The organism is Trichococcus shcherbakoviae (assembly GCF_963666195.1).
GTDB classification, from domain to species: domain Bacteria; phylum Bacillota; class Bacilli; order Lactobacillales; family Aerococcaceae; genus Trichococcus; species Trichococcus shcherbakoviae.
Genome location: NZ_OY762653.1, coordinates 650,326 through 673,338, shown reverse-complemented (window position 1 = coordinate 673,338; position 23,013 = coordinate 650,326). Strand labels below are relative to the sequence as shown.

Here is a 23,013-nt window from a genome sequence, read left to right as displayed (position 1 = left end):
CGGATTTTTCCTTCTTTTACTTATTCAGGAAACCATCACCGCAAAGACTATCAGGGTCTCTGCGGTTTTTTTGTATCCAAAAACGCTTTTTTATCCGGATTATGATGTGCAGAAAAAGAAAATATAAAAATGGAGGAATATGGATGATGAAAAATGGGATGAAAAATATGTTGCGATTGAGCTCGGTAGTGGCGATCGGGTTGTTGGCTGCTTGCGGAAACACAGCGTCGGAAAATGATTCTTCTGCGGCTACAAATGAAAGCGAACAGGAACAGGTTTATATCGGCATCCTGCAGTTGACGACGCATCCAGCCTTGGATCAGATCACGGAAGGCATCCTGGATGAGTTGGCGGCGGCCGGCTATGTCGACGGCGAGAATGCCACCATCGATTTCCAGAATGCGCAAGGGGACCAGGCGAACATGAAATCGATCGCCGAAAGCTTCGTCAGCCATGACGCAGACATCATGATCGGCGTCGCGACGCCAGCCGCGCAAGCGCTGAAGAATGCCTCAGATGAGATTCCGGTGATCCTTGGCGCGGTCCAGGATCCAGTCGGCGCTGGACTGGTTGAATCCTTGGAAATTCCCGGCAGCAATGCAACGGGGCTGTCGAACCGGACACCTTCGAACGAGCAGATGGCTTTGATCAAGCAATTCCTGCCGGATGCCACAACAATCGGTGTCATGTACACGACTGCCGAAGACAATGCGATCATCTCCGGCCAACGCGCTGAGCAAGCGGCAGCAGATTTAGGCTTCGATGTCGTCACGAGAACGATCACTACTTCGAACGACATCGCCCAAGCGGCGGAAAGTCTGGCTAAAGAAGTGGACGCAATCTACGTACCGAATGACAATGTCATCGCGAGCGGGATGGCAACCTTGGTGGATGCGGCCGATGCGTTCGGCATCCCGGTTTTCCCGGCAGCTGATACGATGGTGAAAGACGGCGGTGTTGCGACTTTCGCGCCAAGCCAATACGGCATGGGCACCCAGATCGGCCAAATCGCGGTCGACATCCTGAAAGGCGCTGACCCGGCGACTTATCCGGTCCAACTGGTCAAAGAGAATTCCGTTTACATCAACCAAGCCAAAGTGGACGAACTGGGCTTGACGATTCCGGAAGACGTCAAAGCCGATGCGGTGTTTGTGGAATTGGCTGAATAATAGTCATATATGGGGGGCTCATCCAATTGCGGATGAGCTTCTTTTTTTGGAGTGGCACTGGGTAGGCGTGAGCTGAGGTTACCGGATGCGGAGAAAAACTGATCTGTCGGTCGAACGGATCAAAAAAACAAAAACGCGCCAACGATCAGTATCTTCCTACCGTTCGCTGGCGCGTTTATATTATATTCAACTTTTTACTGAACGATTGGCGTACTGACGGTAGTCGATCCCGCGCATCTCGCACCAGTCGATGATGTCCCTTTGGAAGATGAGATCCGTCCGAGCCAGATTGGCAACCGATGTTTTGCCAAGCATCGCCATCACCGTCGTGATCTGTTCCTTCCAAGCTTCGACCGTTTCGGCAGTCTTCTCCGGTCCATTGCTCAGTACCATATGCAGGAACTGGCCGGAAAGTCCGACAGCCTTCGCGCCCAAGCTCAAAGCCTTGACGATGTCCAGCGGTGTTTTGATGCCGCCTGATGCAAGGAACTCCGCTTTTCCGCGGTGAGCATCGGCTTCCAACAGCGAAATCAAAGTCGATTGGCCCCAGTTTTCCAACTCATCATAGGCTAGTGCTGTCCGCCTTGCGTTTTCGATCGCCGCAAAGTTCGTGCCACCTTTGCCGGAGACATCGATCGTCCGGACACCTACAGCAATCAGCTGCGCGATTGTTTCCCGACTCATGCCGAAACCGACTTCCTTCACGATGACGGGGACGCCGACATGCGCTGTGATCTCCTCGATCTGGCGCAGCCACATCGTGAAATCACGGTCGCCTTCCGGCATGATCATTTCCTGCGGTGCATTGATGTGAATCTGCAAAGCATCGGCCTCGAGAATATCCACAGCGCGCTTGGCATTCTCAAGCGAATGGTGGGCGCCGATATTCGCGAACACCTGACCATTAGGGTTCACCTTGCGGATGATTGCAAAGCTGTCGCTTACGCTGGGGTCCTTCAACGCCGCACTGACGGAGCCGGAAGCCATCGCCAAGCCGGTCATTTTCGCGACAGTCGCCAGATCGGCATTGATCTGTTTGGTCCGTTCGCTGCCGCCGGTCATGCCGTTGATGTAGAAAGGCGCAGCCAAGCTCATCCCGGCAAACTCCGTATGCAAGGAAATGTCCGCCACTTTCAAATTGGGCAAAGAGTGATGAACAAAGCGCATCTTCCCGAAATCGGAAAGGTCGGCTGGCTGATACTGTTTTTCGGCCAGATCGACATGCTGGTCTTTTCTGTTTGAATCAAGCGTCATTCGGAAGCTCCTTTCCATTCGATGGCTGCTGCACTTCTAACGTAGCTGAAGACATGCAGCGGCAAGTTCATGATCCCGACTTTTTCCCATTCGGAAATCAAGGGGATGATGCCCGATTGCCTATCGATGATGACGATGCCGCAGTCTCCACCGCCAGCACCGGATGATTTTGCCGCACCCAGATTCTTTTCGGCCAAGTCGCATAACTGCGTCAATGGGGGTGTCTCGATGACGACGCCGGTATGCGCAGTCAATTGCTGCAACAACAAACGGTTCTCGCGGATGCCTGCCTGAATCGCCTGCAGATCGGCTTTTTCGAAAGCGGTGATCATGGCATTAACGCACTTTTTGCTGGCCTCCAGGAAAGTTTTGTAATAATCGTCGATGCCTCCACGGACATCGTTGACGCGGTCGACAAGATGGGTGGTCGAAGCCGGCGAGCCGGTCCAGCCGATCACCAACCGCAGATTGGCTGGTGGTGTCAAGGGCCGGATCATCAATTGCGGCCAGGGTGATTCCAACAACTCGGTGAGCGTCAACTCGGCTGCTTGTTTCATTACCCATTCCCTGTCGAAGCAGGCATAAGCGATCCAGCCGCCGTAGGTGCTTGCGGCAATATCACCGAAAGAGCCGTTGCTTTTGACGGATAGATGCGCCAAAGCAGCCAATTTGTAGACCAACTCAAAATCCGGATCGATCGCATAAAATTTCAGCAACGCTTTGATCGTCGCGACCGTCACCGCACCGCTCGATCCCAGCCCGTATTTTTTCCCGCTGGCGTTGTCCAACTCGCTCTTCACGGAAAGATGGAAATAGGATAACGGTACCCCGGTTTCTTTGATATAGCGTTCCGTCACCTTGACAGCTTCGGTGATGTAGAGGAACGGATTTTCGCGCTGGTCGATGACCAACTGATCTTCTTCGCGGGTCCAAGGAATAGGCAAACCGCCATACTGCGCCGACCGGATCGTTCCGGTCGTATCGGCTTCTTCCAAAGACACTGTAATGAACTGATCCAAGGCGACCAAAATCGACGGATGGCCCGGCGTCACTACCGCATATTCTCCGGCGATGAACAATTTACCCGGAGCACTTGCTTCTGTTACAGTCATACGTTCAACCCTCTCTATTCCTGATTAATCGTTCCAATTGTAGACAGCGCGTTCGGCTGCAGTCAATTCCCGTATTCCTTTTCCGGGCTTGGTGATGATCAATTTATCCTCTGTGAAATGCTCCAACAACGCTTCTTTTATCGTTTCGGCTTGCGAAAGGCGGCACAGCACCTTCACATTCGGACCGGCATCCATTGTGACATAACAGGCAATGCCTTGCTTGCGCAAAGCCTGAGCGGTCTTGATGGCGACGATGCTGTCCGGTTCCCAATAGGAAAAAGGCGGTTCCGCACCCAACATGGTTCCGTGCATCTTCATGCCATTCGCTTCGGTGATTTCACCCAAGCGGATGAAATCCTTCGCGGCGATGGCTGCTTTGATGTCCAGGATATCTCTTTTCGCCGATTCCACCCAAGCGGGATAGAAGGGCGAAGTCTCGACAGTCCGCTTCATTCCGATGCGGCTGGAGACTTCCTTCGCTTTCTGGTTGACCGCAACGATGACCATGCCGATATCCCAGCCGGCATCGTCGACCGGTACCGCGAAGGAATCATCGGAACAAGTACCCATATCCCATTCCACAAAACCGCCGTAGATGCTGCGCGTCGCACTGCCGCTTCCGCGTCTTGCGAAGGTTGACAATCGCTGCGGATCCAAATCAAGACCCAAGGCCAAGTTGGCAGCTCCTGCCAAAGCAGCGAAGGCGGAGGCGGAGGATGCCAATCCGGCTGCGGTAGGGACATGGTTGATGCTTTCAACGCGTGCACGCATGGCTGTGTTTTTTTCTTCACGGAACAGATCAAGGAAGTTGGATATTTTTTGCGTCTCTTTTTCGCCTTGCTTCTCGCCGTTCAGATAGAAGGAATCCTTCGGGAGGGCTTCATCGAAGACGACCATCGTATCCGTGTAGAGTTTGTCCAAGGTCAGGGAAAGGCTGCTGTTCATAGGAAGAAAGTCGGTTTCATCCCGCTTCCCCCAATATTTGATCAGCGCGATGTTGGTATGCGCTCGGACATAAGCTTTCTTAGGCATCTTCATTTCCTCCCATTTGATAGATCCAAGTCCGGATTGCCCCGGCTTGGCGTATAGCTTCTTCCACTTTTTCCGCTTCGGAGCGGGTACTCGCCAATGCGATCATGCAACCGCCGCGTCCGCCGCCTGTCAGTTTGGCGCCCAGTGCTCCTGCCGAAAGGGCGGCTGATACGAGTCTGTCCAGATCAGGACTGGATACTTCCAGAAAAGACAACACCTCATGGGCTTGGTTCATCAATTGCCCCAATTGTTGCGGATCATTCGCTTCGATCGCGGACTTCGCCGTTTGAGCAAGACCGCCCAAACGGGTGATGGCGTCTCGGTAAGGTTGCGGATTTGCTCCGTTCAGTTTCATGGCGATGCTGGCTACCGCTTCCTTTGTTTGGCCGGTCACGCCGGTATCGCCGACAATCATGTAAGCCTTCAGGTTCAAAGGGAAAGCTTCGAAAGGCTGGCCTTTGATGTAAAATAGCGGTGCCTCGCCGCTTGCCGTGGCGGCATCCAGGCCGCTTGGGTTTCCGTGTGCGACCTTTTCGGATATGTTGACGAGCCGGAGCAAGGTCGCTTGGTCCAACGGTTTATCGAAGTAGGCGAAAAGGGCGCGGGTCAAGGCCACTGACACGGCAGCGCTGGAACCCATGCCTCTTTCAGCCGGTATGGTGCTCGCGAGCGAAATCGCTAGGTTTTCGTCCGATACCTGCAGTTCGGCCAATGCCGATTGGATGGCTGTCCGCATGCTTTCCAAGATTTCAGGCATTTCTGCAGCGATGCCGTTATAATAGGAACAATCAATGGTCAAGGGACCTTCCGCTTCGCATACGGTCGCGGTCATTTCGACTGCCGGAAAGGGCAGTGCAATGGATGGCTCCCCGTGGACGACAGCATGTTCACCCATCAGGATGATTTTGCCGTGAGATTTGCCGGTTGAGCAACGAGTTTTTATCATATAGGATCGTCCTTTACTGGTTATGAATCAAGCGGAAAAGTCGTACTGTCGCTGATTCTTACGCGTCTTCTATTATGCTTGCTGTACATGGATTTTGCAAATCGGCATGATTTCGCCGGATCATTCGCTTTTAAATTCTTTTTTAAATAAATTTTGACAAATTCAGCACATATTTTTCGCTATTTTCTTTCATCATTTTCATTGTATCGGAGCAAAAATGCAAAGTAAATCAAATCTTTGGGATTTTACGGAAACTTAAAAAGCTATCCTGCCGCAGAATGCAAAGATTAGGTTTCAATTAAAATTAAATGTTCGTATTTGATGGGGGTTAAATTTTCAGAAAAGTGTGATACAATTACCAAAAGTTTGATTATTTCCAGAAGGGAAAAGCTATGATAGAAGATAGAAACTACTACGAAATCCATCGTGAAGAATGGCAAACTTTTCATCAAGATTCCATTCCGACAATCACGGAAGAGGAACTGAAGGAATTGACATCATTGAATGATAGGCTTTCATTGGAAGATGTTAAGGATGTCTATGTGCCTTTGGTGCATATGTTCGATATTTACTTGCAACAGTACCGGAATCTTCAGAGGGATAAAAGCAGATTTCTTGGCAGATCCTATGAACCGTCTCCGCTCATCATCGGTGTTACGGGTAGCGTCGCAGTCGGGAAAAGTACGACAGCACGTGTCCTGCAGAATCTTTTGAAACGGGCCTATCCTACAAAAGCAGTCGAATTGGTGACGACGGATGGTTTCCTGTATCCGAACCGGGTATTAAGGGAACGCAACATCATGGATCGCAAAGGATTCCCGGAAAGCTATGATATGGAAAATTTGGTGCAATTCCTTTTGGATGTGAAGACAGGCAAGCCGAATGTCCGGTTTCCGGTTTATTCCCACCGGATCTATGATATCGTCCCTGGCGATTATGAGGAAGTGAATCATCCGGATATCCTGATCGTGGAAGGGATCAATGTGCTGCAGTTGCCGAGCAATCAACAGATTTACGTCAGCGACTTCTTTGACTTTTCCATCTATGTGGATGCCGAGGAAGAGATGATCGAAAAATGGTACATCGAACGTTTCGAAATGCTGATGGACCTGGCAATCGATCAACCGGACAATTATTACTACAACTATGCAATCGGCAAACGTGAGGATGCCATCGAGATGGCCAGAGGCGTCTGGAAAAGGGTCAACCTCAAAAACCTTCGGGAGTATATCTATCCCACGATCACACGGGCAAATTTAGTGATTCACAAAACAACAAATCACTTTATTGATGAATTGTACATAAAAAAATATTAAAGAAATTGGAGAGATTATTAGATGATAGAGCAATTTACCGAGTTGGAAAAAATCGTCGTACTGGATTTCGGTAGTCAATACAACCAATTGATTACACGACGCATCCGTGAATTCGGCGTATTCTCAGAGTTGGTTTCACACCGCACAACTGCTGAAGATATCAAAGCGATGGGGAACGTCAAAGGGGTTATATTCTCTGGCGGCCCGAACAGCGTCTATGAAGACGACGCTTTCAAAGTCGATCCGGCTATTTTCGCTTTGGGCATCCCTGTATTGGGAATTTGCTACGGCATGCAATTGATGACCGACCATTTCGGCGGAAAAGTCATTCCTGCTGATGAAAGAGAATACGGACGTTCCGACATCCAAATCCCTGATTTGGATACGCCAATGTTCAAAGGCCTTTCCGACATCGAGACTGTCTGGATGAGCCATGGTGACAAAATCACTGAAATCCCTGCTGGCTTCAAAGTGACTGCTACAAACGACAACTGTCCTGTTGCAGCCTTCGCCAATACAGCAGAAAACTTCTACGGCGTCCAATTCCATCCGGAAGTACAGCACTCTGTACACGGCAATGAGATGCTGAAAAACTTCGCCTTCGAAGTCTGCGGCTGCTCAGGCAACTGGTCAATCGCCAACTTCATCGAAATCGAAACCAAAAAAATCAGAGAAACTGTCGGCGACAAAAAAGTCTTGTTGGGACTGTCCGGCGGGGTTGATTCAAGCGTAGTCGGCGTGTTGCTGCACAAAGCGATCGGCTCGCAATTGACTTGTATCTTTGTTGACCACGGCCTGTTGCGCAAAGGCGAAGGCGATCAAGTTATGGAAAGCCTTGTAGGCAAATTCGGCTTGAACATCATCCGCGTTGATGCGAAAAAACGTTTCATGGACAAACTGGCAGGCGTCAGCGATCCGGAACAAAAACGTAAAATCATCGGTAACGAATTCGTTTACGTATTCGACGATGAAGCTACGAAATTACAAGGCATCGACTTCTTGGCGCAAGGAACGCTTTACACCGACGTGATCGAAAGTGGAACGGAGACTGCCCAAACAATCAAGTCCCACCACAACGTAGGCGGACTGCCTGAAGATATGCAATTCAAATTGATCGAACCATTGAACACATTGTTCAAAGACGAAGTCCGCGAATTGGGAACACAACTTGGCATGCCTGACAGCATCGTTTGGCGTCAACCATTCCCGGGCCCTGGTTTGGGTATCCGCGTCATCGGCGAAATCACCGAAGAAAAATTGGAGATCGTCCGCGAATCAGACTACATCCTGCGCGAAGAAATCGCGAATGCTGGTTTGGACCGCGATGTATGGCAATATTTCACTGTCCTGCCAGGCTTCCGCAGCGTAGGCGTAATGGGCGACGGCCGCACGTATGATTACACAATCGGTATCCGCGCCGTGACATCGATCGATGGCATGACGTCCGACTGGGCTCGCATCCCTTACGAAGTGTTGGACAAAATTTCCCGACGCATCGTAAATGAAGTGAAGCACGTCAACCGCATAGTGTACGACATTACGAGCAAGCCACCATCGACCATCGAGTGGGAGTAAACTTTTCACATATAGAACCTTGCAAATATTAATTTGACGGGCTGTATAGTGCAATAAAACAGAAATCATCTTTTTAAGTTGTTGTATGAATGACCTTCATTCATGTATATGACCTAAAAAGGTGATTTTTTTGCGTTCATAGAAAGCAGCTACTGAGAAAGTCTGTTAGAAATGCGAAACACTTGCTTACTTGGATTAAATAAGCTAAACTTAAACAAAAAGTTAGGCGTGCCTAATAATATGTTTAATTGAACCTTATGGCCTGTGGAATGCTCAACACAAATTCAGAGACAGGAAAATAAAAACGAGAAGGGATCGACGCATCATGGAAAATTTAATAATCCAGAATATGAACATAGCCTATCAAGGGCAGTCTGCAATCAAAAATGCAACGCTTGCGTTTGAGCCGAACAAATTAACAGGGATCGTAGGACCAAATGGAGCCGGGAAATCAACCTTATTGAAAGGGATCATGGGCTTGACGCCGTTAAATACTGGAGCAGTAAGTCTTTACGGCAAACCACTGAAGGAAATGATAAACAAGATAGCCTATGTCGAACAGAGACAAGAAATCGATCTCTCATTTCCGATAGATGTTTTCGGAACCGTACTTTTTGGCACCTATGCAAATTTAGGCTTTTTCCAAAGACCGAAGCAAAAAGAGAAGGATTTGGCTTTAAAATCTTTAGAGAAAGTCGGAATGGCAGCTTTTAAAGATCGGCACATCAGTGAATTATCCGGTGGACAGCTGCAGCGCGTGTTCATTGCACGGGCGTTGGCACAGGAAGCTGAATGGTTGCTGCTTGACGAACCTTTTGCCGGGATCGATGCTACCAGCGAGAAAATCATCATTGAGCTCTTGAAACAACTCCGAGATGAAGGCAAATCAATCGTGATCGTGCATCATGATCTGCATAAAGTACAGTCATATTTTGATAATATTGTCCTGATCAATAAAGAAGTGGTTGCCAATGGTCCTGTATCTGAGGTGTTTACTGCCAATAATATGGGGAGGGCTTATGGGGAAGCAATTTCCGAAATGATCAGTCTAGGGGGTGGAACAAATGTTAAATGATTTTATTCAAGGACTCTTGGATTTCCAATTCCTGCAGAACGCTTTGATCACTTCCGTTATGGTTGGGATATCTGCCGGAATCATCGGTTGCTTCATCATTCTGCGAGGGATGTCTTTAATGGGGGATGCCATCTCGCACGCAGTATTACCGGGAGTGGCTCTATCTTACATGCTGGGGAGCAGTTATATCATCGGTGCCACGGTTTTTGGGATGGCGTCGGCCGCTCTCATTGGTTTTGTCACGAAACACAGTCGTTTAAAAAACGATACGGCAATCGGCATCGTCTTCAGCGCATTTTTTGCTCTAGGGATCATCTTGATTTCCTTCGCCAGAAGTTCCACGGATTTGTATCATATCCTCTTCGGGAATGTTCTTGCTGTCCGGGATTCTGACATGTTGTTGACAGCCGCTGTGCTTATTATCGTCTTGATCTCAGTGCCGCTATTCTATAAACAATTAAAACTGACTTCTTTTGCGCCGACGATTGCAAAATCATATGGTTGGAATATCAGTGCAATCAATTATGGGTTAATGTTTTTGCTGACGCTTGTGGCGGTGACTTCGCTGCAAACAGTCGGGACGATTTTGGTGATCGCAATGCTGATCACCCCGGCTGCGACTGCCTACCAACTGACCGATAAATTGCTTGTCATGATTGTCCTGTCGACAGTATTTGGAACCCTCAGCTCTATCGTAGGGCTTTACTTCAGCTACAGTTATAACTTGCCGTCCGGGGCGACGATCGTCATGGCAGCGGCTATGTTTTTCATTGTGGCATTTATTTTTGCACCGAAGAAGGGCCTTATCGGTCAATTAAGAAAGGAGAATTTACGTTATGAAGAATAAATTATTGTTGCTTGCTGCAGTGCTGTTTGTAGGTGTTTTGGGAGGATGCGGAAATTCTCCGGATGATGGTAAAGGAAGTGCGGCTGCACCAGAAACAACTGAAACCAAGCTTAAAGTGGTCTCAACCAATTCCATTATCGGCGACATGGTAGAAAAAATTGGAGGGGATCTGATCGATGCGCACAGTATCGTGCCTGTCGGGACCGACCCGCACGAATACGAACCCCTGCCGGAAGACATCCGAAAAGCCAGCGAGGCAGATGTCGTGTTCTACAACGGCTTGAATTTGGAAACAGGCAATGGCTGGTTTGATAAATTGATGGAAACTGCGGGTAAAGCAGAAGATGAGGACTACTTCGTTGTCAGTAAAAATGTCGAACCAATCTATCTGACAGGAAACAGCTCGCAGCAAGATCCGCATGCCTGGTTGGACATTTCAAACGGCATTCAGTACATCACCGAAATCTCTCGTGTCATGAGCGAAAAAGATCCTGAAAATAAAGTAGCCTATGAAAAAAATGCGGAAGCTTACATTGCCGATTTGACGGAACTGGACAGCCAAGCAAAAAAAGAATTTGCTGATATCCCCGAGGAAAAGAAGCTTTTGGTGACAAGCGAAGGAGCTTTCAAATATTTCTCCCAAGCTTACGGATTACAAGCCGCCTATATTTGGGAAATCAATACCGAAAGTCAAGGCACGCCTGATCAGATGAAGCAAATCATTGAAAAAGTCCGAGATTCTGAAGTTCCGGTTCTCTTTGTGGAGACGAGTGTCGATCACAGAAGCATGGAACGATTATCAAATGAGGTGGATCTTCCCGTTTACAGCAATCTGTTCACGGATTCCATCGCGAAGCAAGGGGAAGACGGCGACAGTTATTATGACATGATGAAATGGAATGTAGAAAAGATTCATGAAGGATTGAGTCAGTAAAAGCGATTCGTTATCCTGCTGTTGTGGTGCTTGACAATTTGAACCGGTATCGCTAAATTGGAGAAAAGGATATCGTTATCCATGTTCAGTAAACAATTGTATAACCTGATACCAGAAGCGGGGTCCGCACATGACAGCAGCATCATTCACTTTTCCATCAACCGACGGAACGGAAATTTTCGCGATGAAATGGTCGCCGGAAGGTCTTCAGAAACCGAAAGCTGCCGTCCAACTTGCGCATGGTTACGCAGAACATATCGGACGCTATGATGCTTTTGCAAGCAAACTGGCGGAAGCAGGGATAGTCGTCTACGGAAATGATCATCGTGGCCATGGCAAAACGAACAGGAATTTAGGCGAAGCAATCTGTTTTGCGGATGAGGCTGGATTCGATAAGGTCGTCGCGGATATGCGCGCGCTGACTGAAATCATCCAAACAGAAAATCCCGACATTCCGCTGTTCTTGTTTGGTCACAGCATGGGCTCGATGTTGACCAGACGCTACATCCAACTGTACGGGGGAGATCTTGCTGGCGCAATTCTGTCAGGTTCAGGTGTGTTTTCGAATGCCTTGCTGAAACTTGGGACAGTCGTGGCAGTTTCGGAAATCAAAAGAAATGGTCGCGCCCATCCAAGTCGTTTGCTGGACAAACTGGTCTTCCAGAACTTCAACCGGGGTTTCAAGCCCGCTCGGACGGATTTGGATTGGATCAGCCGGGACCCAGTGGAAGTGGATAAATTTCTGGCGGATCCGTTGCGCGGAAAGATCGGTTCGGCCGGTTATTTCCATGATTTCTTCAGCGGATTGCTGGACATGAATGATGCTACGAATATCCAATCGACACCGAAAGACCTGCCGCTGCACTTCATTTCAGGCACCGCCGATCCGGTTGGAGGCAAGGCCGGAAAAGGCATTGTCCAGATATGCAGGGTTTATCAACAAGCTGGCCTTCTGAATGTAAGCTGCAAACTATATGAGGGTGCCCGCCATGAACTGCTGAACGAGACGAACAAAGATGAAGTAGCGCAAGACATAATCGAGTGGATTTTTGCTCGTTTGGAATCTCTTTGATCGGCATAAAAATTTTAAGCTTGCCTGATTTTTCCGGAATTGGAGAAACCAGGTAAGTTTTTTTTTATTTATATGTGTTAGGAGGTAATTCGTTGACAAATACATCGGGAGGCGATATATTATATATAACGATACATGATATATCGGAAGGGGAGATATGTGATGGGGGCACCACTGACGGAATCGATGTTTTACATCCTGCTTTCTTTGCTGCAGCCGAACCACGGTTACGGCATCATGCAACAGGTTGAGGAGCTGACGAAGGGCAGGGTCGCTCTGGGAGCAGGTACGCTGTATGGCGCATTGAATACGCTGTTGGAGAAAAAATGGATCATGTTGCACAGCCAGGACGACCAATCCCGCAAAAAGAAGGAATATCTGATCACGGCACTTGGAAAAGAAGTTCTGAATGAGGAAATCGCCAGACTGGGCGAACTTTTCGAAAACGGCAGAAAGGCGATGGAAAATGATGAAAAAATTTAGGCTCTACTACGACAAAGATAAGGAAGAAGCATTCCTGAATGAGATGTCCGCAAAAGGCTACGCCATGAAACGTTTTTTCTTGGGATTGTATACTTTCGAAAAATGCCAGCCGGGGGAATATACCTACCGGGTGGATCTGATCAGCGATAAGACGGTCGAGCAACGCAATGAACTTTACGATCTGATACGTGACTCCGGCGGGGAACTTGTGCAGACTTGGGGAATATGGGCAATCTTCCGGAAAAAAGGGAACTTTGAATTGTATACGGATCCGGAAAGCCAAATCAAACAATTCGAACGCATCCGTAAGATATTTATCCGATTGGCCATTGTGGAATTCCTGCTTTCCATCCCGCAGTGGTACAATTCAATCCAAACAAAGGAGCCGATGCTCCTATTCATGTCTTTGCTTTTGACAATGCTTGCATTGGTTTTCCTGAAGCAGGCTATGGCATGCAGCAAGAAAATCGACGAGCTCCATAATTTGACTTGATGATTGTTTGACAGAGACCGATTCCTGCTTATCCTGAAAATAAGGTTGCTTACAATTTTACTCTTGTGCTATGATGGCGTAGTGCATTCATTAAATTTTAATTAAATTAGAATGAAGAAACATGTCATTATTTATTTTGGAGGGTAATTATGGATAAAGCATTAATTTTTATGGCGATGGCAGGCTATATGTCGATCATCATCGGTATCGGTTTTTATTACTACAAGCGGTCGAACGAAAGTTCCGATAATTTCTTCTTGGGCGGACGCAGTCTGGGCCCTTGGGTCGCCGCAATCAGTGCGGGAGCTTCGGACATGAGCGGTTGGCTCTTGATGGGACTTCCGGGCGTAGCTTATTGGTCAGGATTGTCAGACGCATTCTGGACAGCAATCGGCTTGGCACTGGGAACAGCGCTGAACTGGATCATCGTCTCAAAACGGTTGCGTCATTATTCCGAATCAGCGGAAGCAATCACGTTGCCGGAATTCTTCAGCAATCGATTCCATGAGGACAAGCGCGTTATTTTGACGGTATCATCGACGTTCATTTTCGTCTTCTTTTCCGTCTATGCAGCCAGCTGTTTTGTGACGGTAGGCAAGCTCTTCGCAACCTTGTTCGAAGTGCCTTACATCCCTGTGATGATTGCCGGAGCGGTGTTCGTCGTGTTCTACACGTTCATCGGCGGATTTTTGGCGGAGAGTGTCTCCGACTTTATGCAGGGCATCATCATGATTGCGGCTTTGGCTGTAGTTTTGGTCGGAGGCGTATTGCATGCAGGGGGTCCGGGAGCGGTCATCGATAACCTGAAAGGCATCCCCGGATTTTTGGATTTCTTCGGTATCGCGACACCGACATTGGTCGATGGGGTGCAACAGGCTGACGGCGCGATGGCTGCCTTTGGACCTGCAGGCAAATACGGGCTGATCACAATTGCTTCCAGCATGGCTTGGGGTCTCGGCTATTTTGGTATGCCGCAAGTGTTGTTGCGTTTTATGGCTATCCGTTCTGCTGAAGATATCAAACAATCACGCCGCATCGGCATCATTTGGTCGACCCTTTCCTTGACCGCTGCCGTCCTGATCGGTCTGATCGGGCGCGCGATGTTCCCGATGGCGTTGACGACAGCAGCAACTTCGGAAACAATTTTCATCGAAATGGCGACACTGTTGTTCCCGCCGCTATTGGCCGGAATCGTCATGTCAGGCATTTTGGCAGCTACTATCAGTTCTGCGGATTCATATCTGCTGATTGCCGCAAGTGCTTTTTCAAAAAATATCTACAAAGGCGTATTGCGCAAGGATGCATCCGATCAGCAAATCATGGCAATGACGCGGATGATCTTGATTGTTTTGGCAATCGTAGGCATCATCATCGCATTGGATGAGAACTCCGTCATCTTCACGATCGTATCTTTCGCCTGGGCGGGCTTCGGTGCGACATTCGGACCGTTGATGCTGTTCTCCTTATTCTGGAAAAAAACAACGCGTCAAGGCGCTATCGCCGGTATGATGACAGGCGGAATCGCTGTTTTCATCTGGAAACTTCTGATTAAACCGATTGGCGGCGTGTTCGGCATCTACGAACTGTTGCCGGCATTCATCCTTTCCTGCGTGGCAATCGTGATCTTCTCCTTGATCGGGGAAAAACCGTCCGCTGCGATGGAAGAGGAGTTCGAAATGGTGAAAAGCCAGTCGAAAGCCTAAAAATAGTGCGCATAAAGAAACACAATCCATACGGGTTGTGTTTTTTTATGGCGTAGTGCCGGGTGTGCAAGTAAAATCCGATAACCAGACCTGATCTCCGGTGAATCGGGTTTTCACCGGAGGCCAACAGAAATCCGGACCGCAACTCCGACGAGGTGAGGTTCGCCGGAGGACAGGGGAGAAATCGACCTTCAACTCCGGTGAGGATCTTCTCGCCGGAGCAGGAATATAGGAAAGGCGAATACAACTTTTTCAGAATACGAGGGCGTTCACAGTGATTCATGAATGTTGCGAAACAACTGTTAAAGTATCGTTCGGAAAAACCGTTTGAAAAAAAATATAAATTTATGTCCAAAATCATTGACATATACAGTATATTTGTATAGAATTTAGCTTGCATAAATTGAATATCTCTTATTAATAGCCGTTGAGACGAGGGGTCGAAGATACGGTGGCAAACCAATCAATCTAATTTTTTTTCAGTACAGATTGATATTGGGTGCCCAACCTGAGCGTAGGATTATCCAAGTCCTATGAGCAATAAGAGGAAAAGCAGCTGATAGATATCGAAGCTTTCCTTTGGTTGGAGAGCTTTTTTTATGCCCATTTTTTATATCAAAGGGGGAAATCTATTTGGCTGAAAAGGTTTTATTCAATTCAGACACTTATTTGGAAGGTCATTCCGATAAAATTACTTACCAAATTTCTAACGTTAAAGCAAAAAATATTACACATATCAAAATGCCGCTTTTCGAAGCGCTTGTTAAATATGCGAAACAGGACGTTACGCCTTTCGATGTCCCTGGACATAAAATGGGTGCGCAGATGACGCCATTTAAAATGGCAGTCGGTGATATGACGATGCAGATGGATGTCAACTCCATGAAAGAATTGGACTTGTTGAGTCATCCGCAATCCGTCATAAAAGAAGCACAAGAATTGGCTGCAAAAGCATACAATGCCGATCAAGCCTTTTTCTTGGTGAACGGCACGACAGTTGGCATACAAGCGATGATCATGAGCGTTGTGGGACCGAACGATACAATCTTGGTTCCCCGCAACTGCCATAAATCAGTAATGAACGGGTTGATCCTGAGCGGCGCAAAGCCGATCTTCATCCAGCCCGAAATGGATTTGGCCTTCGGAATTTCCCATGGCATCTCCGTGGAACGCATCATCAAAGGCTTGGATGAAAATCCTAAAGCGAAAGCTCTTTTGGTCACTTATCCGACTTATTTCGGTTCTTTGAACGATTTGGAAACGATCTGTGATATCGCGCACGAACGCGGTGTTGTGGTCATCGTCGACAGTGCGCACGGAGCGCATTTGCCGTTCATGCCTGGAAAAATGAAGGATCCGATGAAAGCAGGAGCCGATGCGGTGACTTATTCCATGCACAAAACCGGCGGATCCTTGACGCAAAGTTCCTTGATGGTGATGCAAGGGGATCGCATTTCCGCTACAAAATTACAAAAAGTGCTGAACATGCTGCAATCGACCAGCGCGAATTACTTGTTGATGAGCTCCATCGATGCTGCACGCAGCGAATTGGCGATGTACGGCAAAGACCGCTACAAGAAATTGCGCCCGATCGTCAGCGAAGCGATTGAAGCGATCGAAGCATTCGGCGACTATGAAGTATTGAAATCCGACTACATCAAAGATAAATTCTACCAAACTTATGACTGGACTAAATTAGTGATCCGTGTAAATGATATCGGCCTGACCGGCTTCGAAGTCTACACGATCATGAAGGAAGAATATGGCATCCAATTGGAGCTGGCTGAAGGCTACGTCGTGATGGCAGTCATCAGCACAGCAGATACGCGCGAATCAATCGGAAGACTGGTTGATGCCTTGATGGATGTCCGCAGACGCTACAAAAAAGAAAGCCAACATTTCGATGCGCACGTGATGACTTGCAGCATCAACGAATTGGCTTGCAGCCCGCGCGACGCCTTTTATGCCGACAATGAAGTTGTCAGCATCGACGACGCGATCGGCCGCATCAGTGCCGACTCGATCATGATCTACCCGCCAGGAATTCCATTGATCATCCCTGGTGAAGTGATTTCTGAGGCAGTCGTGCAGCATTACCACTACTACAATGAAACCTTAGGCAATGTACTGACTGAGGAAAAAATGCCTCATCAGATCAAAGTCCTGAAAGACTAATTAATCGAATCAACAATAAATAGCATACAGTTGGAGGACGGCAGAAAGTGAAAAATAACATGAACATCCAGACCTTTATCGGCTGCGAATCTTCATTTGAAGAAGCATCTACCGTATTATTCGGGATCCCATTCGATGGAACAACCAGTTTCCGGCCAGGCACGCGTTTTGCCATGCAGGCGATCCGCCAAGATTCATTCGGCTTGGAAAGTTATTCCCCTTATTTGGATCGTGATCTGGAAGAAGAAGCCATCCATGATGGCGGAGATCTGGATCTGCCTTTCGGCAACACAGAGCGCGTATTGAGCGATATTGCAACCTATACAAAAGAAATATTGGACAATGGCAAGAAATTTCTGATGGTCGGCGGCGAGCACCTCGTGAGCCTGCCCACCATCGAGTCTGCCTATGAAAAATACCCAGATCTGCATGTCATCCATATCGATGCCCATACAGATTTGCGTGAAGACTACATGGGAGAATCCTTGTCTCATGCTTCGGTCATCCGCCGCTGCTTCGACTTCCTGGGAGACGGCCGCATTTTCCAATTCGGCATCCGTTCCGGTTTGAAGGAAGAATTTGAATGGGCGAAAGAGCACACTTATATGGAGAAATTCACCATCGATACGTTGCCGAAGATAGTGCAGCAATTGAAGGATGTTCCCGTTTATGTGACAATCGATCTGGATGTATTGGACCCAGGCACTTTCCCTGGAACAGGCACACCTGAGCCGGGTGGAATCACCTACAAGGAATTATTGGCGTGTATCGCTGCGTTGCAGGACTTGAACCAGATCGTTTCAGCCGACGTCGTGGAGCTTTCTCCGCAATACGATCCGTCAGGTGCTTCGACTGCTATGGCCTGCAAGACCGTCAGAGAAATGCTGTTGACACTTACTAAATAGAACAAAATCAATTACCCGACCTTAAAAATAATCAAGGTCGGGTATTTTTTAATAAAAATCAGCTATTTTCTATCAGAATGTCATGATGAAGGCATCTTGCATTAAAAAGTAATGAAAACGGTAATTATTTACATGGTGATGTTATGAAATCTATCACAAGTCAGTAACCGGTCGTCAGGTTGTATAATTGTGTTATATCAAATGTTTTTTCCAAAGTTAATATTGTTACTATCAAAAAAAAGATGCAACTAATTGTGAAAAAATGAATGAAAATGGATTGTATTTAAATTAGAGTTTGATTATAATATCAGAATAACATAATAGAAAGTAGGGACGCCGAAATGAATAGTTACACTCCTCCAAAAAAACAAGGAATGTATGATCCCGCCTACGAGCATGATGCATGCGGTATGGGATTTGTCGTTGATATCAATGGTAATGGCTCTTATAAATTAGTCTCTGATGCGTTGGATTTATTGGAAAACATGGAGCATAGGGGTGCTTCCGGCGCTGATGCCAAAACAGGTGACGGAGCAGGTATCATGGTGCAGATTCCTCATCATTTTTTCAGCAGGGAGTGCGACGTCCTGGGAATCCATTTGCCTAAAAAAGGTGATTATGGAGTAGGGATGCTCTTTGCCCATAAATACGAAGATCTACGTCACGAACAAATGAGAATGGTGGAAGAGATCATCACTTCCGAAGGTCAAAAAGTGTTGGGTTGGCGTGAGGTTCCGATCGACAGCTCCGAAATCGGTGTGACTGCAAAAGCAGCTATTCCGCGTTTCATCCAGGTCTTTGTCGGTAAAGGAAACCCTGATATGACTGAGATGGATTTCGAACGCAAATTGTTCGTCATCCGTAAATTATCCGAAAAACAAATCGTGCCGATGAGCGAAAAAAGAGGTGGCTCGTTCTATTTTGCCAGTTTCTCTTCGAAAACGATCGTCTACAAAGGGATGTTGACTGCAGAACAATTGCGCAGCTTCTATCTTGATTTGACTGATTTGGACTTCACATCCGCTTTGGCGATGGTCCATTCCCGTTTCAGTACGAATACCTTCCCGAGCTGGGAAAGAGCCCATCCAAACCGTTACTTGATCCACAATGGCGAAATCAACACAATCCGCGGAAACATCAATTGGATGCGCGCCCGTCAAGGCAGCATGTCCCAGGATCTGTTGGATGCCAGCGAAAAGATCTATCCGATCGTCGACGAAACAGGGAGTGACTCTTCCCAGTTCGACAACAATCTGGAATTCTTGTATCTGAACGGCCGCTCCTTGCCGGAAGCTGTCATGATGATGGTTCCTGAGCCTTGGGAAAAGAACAAAACAATGTCGAAATCCAAAAAAGATTTCTATAACTTCAACAACTTCCTGATGGAACCATGGGATGGCCCTGCAGCAATGGGCTTCACGGATGGCGAAATCGTCGGAGCCGTGTTGGATAGAAACGGTTTGCGTCCATCCCGTTACTATGTGACGAAAGATGATCGCGTAATCCTTTCATCCGAAGTAGGTGTCGTGAATGTGCGTCCGGAAGATGTAGCCTATAAAGGCCGTCTGGAGCCAGGCAAGATGCTGTTGATTGATACGAAGCAAAAACGTATCATCTCGGATGAAGAAATCAAAGAAACTGTAGCTGCTAAACAACCTTACGGAGAATGGGCTGAGAAGCACATTTCCAAGATGAAGGACTTTGCGCCAGCTCCGTTGACCGCAACGGTTGAACCTGAAGAATTGCTTCACCAACAGAAAGCTTTCGGTTATACGTTCGAGGACATCCAGTTACTGATCAAACCGATGGCCGTCACAGGTGGCGATTCAGTCGGAGCGATGGGGATCGATTCTCCATTGGCAGTCTTATCTGACAAACCACAGATGCTGTATCTGTACTTCAAACAATTATTTGCGCAAGTTACGAACCCTCCGATTGATGGGATCCGTGAGGAAATCGTTACTTCCGATACCATGCTTGTCGGAAATTGCGGTAACCTTTTAGATCCGGATAATGCGGACACGCATGCCATCTACTTGGATAGCCCGATTTTGACGGATGCTGAATTAGCGAAAATCAAAGCGTTGCAGGACGATAAATTCAAAACAGTCACGCTTTCCCTGCTTTACCGCGTCGAAGAAGATGCAAAAGGGATGGAAAAAGCTTTGGAACGTCTTTTCAGTGCTGCGGACAAGGCAATTGACTCAGGCGCCAACATTTTGGTCCTTTCCGACCGTGGTGTGAACGCTGAATGGGCAGCCATTCCGGCTTTATTGGCTGTTTCCGGTCTGCATCATCACTTGATCCGCGAAGAAACACGCACAAGCGTCGGCCTTGTGCTGGAATCCGGTGAACCAAGAGAAGTGCATCATTACTGTACATTAGTAGGATATGGCTGTAACGCGGTCAATCCTTACTTGACTTATGCGACCATCCGCGAACTTGCTGAAGAAGGTTTGTTGGACGGACTGGATGCTGAGGCAGCGGAAGCGAACTACATCCACGCAGCTGTCCACGGTATGTCCAAAGTATTGACAAAAATGGGTATTTCAACAATGCGCAGTTATCATGGGGCGCAAATTTTTGAAGCATTGGGAGTCAACAGCGAAGTTGTCGCTAAATACTTCACAGGCACGCCTACCCGCATCGAAGGTATCGGTCTGCAGGAAATTGCTACAGAAAACAGAATGCGTCATGACAGTGCCTATAAAGCTACAGCGCCTTACAGCGAAACGCTTGGAGTGGGCGGTCATTTCCAATACTCGGCAATGGGTGAAGAACACTTGTACAATCCGAGCACGATCTACCGACTGCAGCAAGCGACTCGCCAAGGGGACTATGAGCAATACAAAGAGTTCTCTCGCGAAATCAATGCTGATACGAAGGCTTATACACTGCGTCAACTGATGCAATTCAAGCCAAACGCACAAGACGCGATTCCGATCGAAGAAGTCGAATCGGCTGAAAGCATCGTGAAACGCTTCAAGACTGGAGCGATGTCTTACGGATCGATCAGTATCGAAGCACACCAAACCTTAGCGATCGCTATGAACCGTCTCGGCGGGATGAGCAACTCTGGTGAAGGTGGAGAAGATCCAAGCCGTTATGAATTGGATGAAAACGGAGATTCCCGCAACAGTGCCATCAAACAAGTCGCTTCCGGACGTTTCGGCGTTACGAGCCATTACTTGGTGAACGCGAAGGAAATTCAAATCAAGATGGCCCAAGGTGCAAAACCGGGTGAAGGCGGACAATTGCCAGGACCGAAAGTGTATCCTGAAATCGCTAAAACACGTGGCTCCATCGCGGGTGTAGGCCTGATTTCACCACCTCCGCATCACGATATCTACTCCATCGAAGATTTGAAAGAATTGATCTTCGACTTGAAGAATGCCAACCGTCATGCGCGCATCAACGTGAAATTGGTTTCCGAAGCCGGCGTTGGTACGATCGCAGCAGGTGTTGCGAAAGCAAATGCCGATACGATCCTGATCAGTGGTTATGACGGCGGTACAGGTGCAGCACCAAGAACCAGCATCCGTAATACCGGCTTGCCGTGGGAACTGGGCTTGGCTGAAGCGCACCAAACCTTGGTGTTGAACAAATTGCGTGACCGTGTCCGCGTCGAAACGGATGGTAAATTATTGACTGGCCGCGATGTTGCGATCGCCTGTATGTTGGGTGCCGAGGAATTCGGCTTTGCGACAACACCGCTAGTGGCTATCGGCTGCGTCATGATGCGTGTCTGCCACTTGAACACATGTCCAGTGGGTATCGCAACGCAAGATGAAACATTGCGCAAAAACTTCCAAGGAAAACCGGAATACGTCGTGAACTTCATGATGTTCGTTGCCGAGGAATTGCGTGAAATCATGGCGAAATTAGGCTTCCGCACGATCAATGAAATGGTCGGACGCAGCGACAAGCTGAAGATGAAAGAAAATGTGAAGCATTGGAAAGCGAAGACAGTCGATCTGTCCAGCGTATTGTACCAACCATATGCAGCACCGAATGTCGGCAGATACAACATGACGGAGCAAGACCATGAATTAGAGAAAACATTGGATATGCGTCGTCTGTTGAGAATCGTGAAACCGGCAATCGACTCCAAGAAACGCATCGTAGCTAAATCAGCCATCCAGAACATCGACCGCGTTGTCGGAACCATCATCGGCAGCGAAATATCGAAAAAATATGGTGCTGAAGGCTTGCCTGAAGATACGATCCAATTGACATTCGTGGGCTCGGCAGGACAAAGTTTCGGCGCATTCATTCCGAAAGGGATGACATTGACGCTGGAAGGCGATTCAAATGACTACATCGGTAAAGGCTTGTCCGGTGGTAAAATCATCGTGCGCGTACCGAATGAGGCTACATTCGCACCTGAAGAAAACATCATCACAGGTAACGTCGCTTTCTATGGCGCAACCAGTGGTAAAGCATACATCAACGGAATCGCCGGAGAACGTTTCTGCGTCCGTAACAGTGGCGTGGATACTGTTGTTGAAGGAATCGGCGACCACGGTTGTGAATACATGACTGGCGGAACGGTTCTGATCATCGGAAAAACCGGTCGTAACTTCGCTGCCGGGATGTCGGGCGGGGTAGCTTATATCCTTGATTTCGACGAAGACAACCTGAACATGGAAATGGTCAGCGCAACGACAGATTTGAATGACACAGAGCATGACACAATCAAGCGCATGCTGCAGGAGCATATGATCTTTACGGGAAGTCCAAAAGCGCAAAATATCTTGGCTAACTGGGATCAAATGAAATCCCGCTTCACTAAGGTCATCTCCAACGACTACAAGTTCATACTGGAAAACATCGAAATAGCGAACCAGATGGGCATCACTGGTCAAGACGCAATGCGTTATGCCTTTGATGAGCGCTACAAACCAGTTGTGACAAACTAAGGA

At 47.9% G+C, this 23,013-nt stretch carries 17 protein-coding genes and 1 riboswitch; of the genes, 13 read left to right on the top strand and 4 right to left on the bottom strand.

Features of this window, described 5'->3' with window-relative positions; genetic code table 11:
- The first annotated feature begins 143 nt into the window (after positions 1-143).
- Complete coding sequence (locus tag ACKPBX_RS03140; RefSeq protein WP_319995968.1) at positions 144-1,169, top strand: ABC transporter substrate binding protein; 1,026 nt, start codon at positions 144-146, stop codon at positions 1,167-1,169.
- Between the two features lie 186 nt (positions 1,170-1,355).
- Here the strand turns inward: ACKPBX_RS03140 and fni are convergent, their stop codons facing one another.
- From fni to mvk, 4 genes are read right to left on the bottom strand one after another with little or no spacing between them, the layout of a single operon-like run.
- Entirely contained in the window at positions 1,356-2,423 is a 1,068-nt protein-coding gene (gene fni / locus ACKPBX_RS03135) for a type 2 isopentenyl-diphosphate Delta-isomerase (RefSeq protein WP_319995967.1), read from the bottom strand.
- On the bottom strand, positions 2,420-3,535 hold the full coding sequence (locus ACKPBX_RS03130; RefSeq protein ID WP_119093414.1) for a phosphomevalonate kinase: 1,116 nt from the start codon (positions 3,533-3,535) through the stop codon (positions 2,420-2,422). The genes fni and ACKPBX_RS03130 overlap by 4 nt, the downstream gene beginning before the upstream one ends.
- Before the next feature lie 24 nt (positions 3,536-3,559).
- Complete coding sequence (gene mvaD / locus ACKPBX_RS03125) at positions 3,560-4,567, bottom strand: diphosphomevalonate decarboxylase (protein WP_319995966.1); 1,008 nt, start codon at positions 4,565-4,567, stop codon at positions 3,560-3,562.
- Positions 4,560-5,513, bottom strand: a complete 954-nt coding sequence (mvk, locus tag ACKPBX_RS03120) for a mevalonate kinase (protein WP_319995965.1) — start codon at positions 5,511-5,513, stop codon at positions 4,560-4,562. Before mvk ends, mvaD begins: the two co-directional genes overlap by 8 nt.
- 392 nt (positions 5,514-5,905) lie before the next feature.
- Here mvk and coaA point away from each other — a divergent pair, with 392 nt between their 5' ends.
- The 12 genes from coaA to gltB all read left to right on the top strand — a co-directional run bounded on the left by coaA (position 5,906) and on the right by gltB (position 23,010).
- Positions 5,906-6,829, top strand: coding sequence for a type I pantothenate kinase (coaA, locus tag ACKPBX_RS03115; RefSeq protein ID WP_119093417.1), 924 nt, complete (start codon positions 5,906-5,908; stop codon positions 6,827-6,829).
- A 21-nt stretch (positions 6,830-6,850) separates the two neighbouring features.
- Complete coding sequence (guaA, locus tag ACKPBX_RS03110; RefSeq protein ID WP_319995964.1) at positions 6,851-8,404, top strand: glutamine-hydrolyzing GMP synthase; 1,554 nt, start codon at positions 6,851-6,853, stop codon at positions 8,402-8,404.
- Positions 8,405-8,729: 325 nt separating this feature from the next.
- Positions 8,730-9,479, top strand: coding sequence for a metal ABC transporter ATP-binding protein (locus ACKPBX_RS03105; protein ID WP_319995963.1), 750 nt, complete (start codon positions 8,730-8,732; stop codon positions 9,477-9,479).
- A complete protein-coding gene (locus ACKPBX_RS03100) occupies positions 9,469-10,326 on the top strand; it encodes a metal ABC transporter permease (protein ID WP_319995962.1) in 858 nt (285 codons plus the stop codon). Before ACKPBX_RS03105 ends, ACKPBX_RS03100 begins: the two co-directional genes overlap by 11 nt.
- Positions 10,316-11,260, top strand: a complete 945-nt coding sequence (locus ACKPBX_RS03095) for an Mn/Fe ABC transporter substrate-binding lipoprotein EfaA (protein ID WP_319995961.1) — start codon at positions 10,316-10,318, stop codon at positions 11,258-11,260. The genes ACKPBX_RS03100 and ACKPBX_RS03095 overlap by 11 nt, the downstream gene beginning before the upstream one ends.
- Positions 11,261-11,390: 130 nt before the next feature.
- Complete coding sequence (locus ACKPBX_RS03090; RefSeq protein WP_319995960.1) at positions 11,391-12,332, top strand: alpha/beta hydrolase; 942 nt, start codon at positions 11,391-11,393, stop codon at positions 12,330-12,332.
- Positions 12,333-12,494: 162 nt separating this feature from the next.
- The gene (locus ACKPBX_RS03085) at positions 12,495-12,815 is read left to right on the top strand and encodes a PadR family transcriptional regulator (protein ID WP_119093423.1); all 321 of its coding nucleotides are present in this window, start codon (positions 12,495-12,497) and stop codon (positions 12,813-12,815) included.
- Entirely contained in the window at positions 12,799-13,308 is a 510-nt protein-coding gene (locus ACKPBX_RS03080; RefSeq protein WP_319995959.1) for a DUF2812 domain-containing protein, read from the top strand. Before ACKPBX_RS03085 ends, ACKPBX_RS03080 begins: the two co-directional genes overlap by 17 nt.
- Before the next feature lie 149 nt (positions 13,309-13,457).
- Entirely contained in the window at positions 13,458-15,011 is a 1,554-nt protein-coding gene (gene putP, locus ACKPBX_RS03075) for a sodium/proline symporter PutP (RefSeq protein WP_086627227.1), read from the top strand.
- A gap of 411 nt (positions 15,012-15,422) precedes the next feature.
- A riboswitch (SAM riboswitch) is annotated at positions 15,423-15,558 on the top strand.
- 86 nt (positions 15,559-15,644) lie between these two features.
- Complete coding sequence (locus tag ACKPBX_RS03070) at positions 15,645-17,186, top strand: aminotransferase class I/II-fold pyridoxal phosphate-dependent enzyme (RefSeq protein WP_200831762.1); 1,542 nt, start codon at positions 15,645-15,647, stop codon at positions 17,184-17,186.
- 47 nt (positions 17,187-17,233) lie between these two features.
- Positions 17,234-18,091, top strand: a complete 858-nt coding sequence (speB, locus tag ACKPBX_RS03065) for an agmatinase (RefSeq protein ID WP_319995958.1) — start codon at positions 17,234-17,236, stop codon at positions 18,089-18,091.
- A 341-nt stretch (positions 18,092-18,432) separates the two neighbouring features.
- Positions 18,433-23,010 (top strand): glutamate synthase large subunit, encoded by a 4,578-nt coding sequence (gltB, locus tag ACKPBX_RS03060; protein WP_319995957.1) that lies wholly within the window; start codon positions 18,433-18,435, stop codon positions 23,008-23,010.
- Positions 23,011-23,013: the final 3 nt, after the last annotated feature.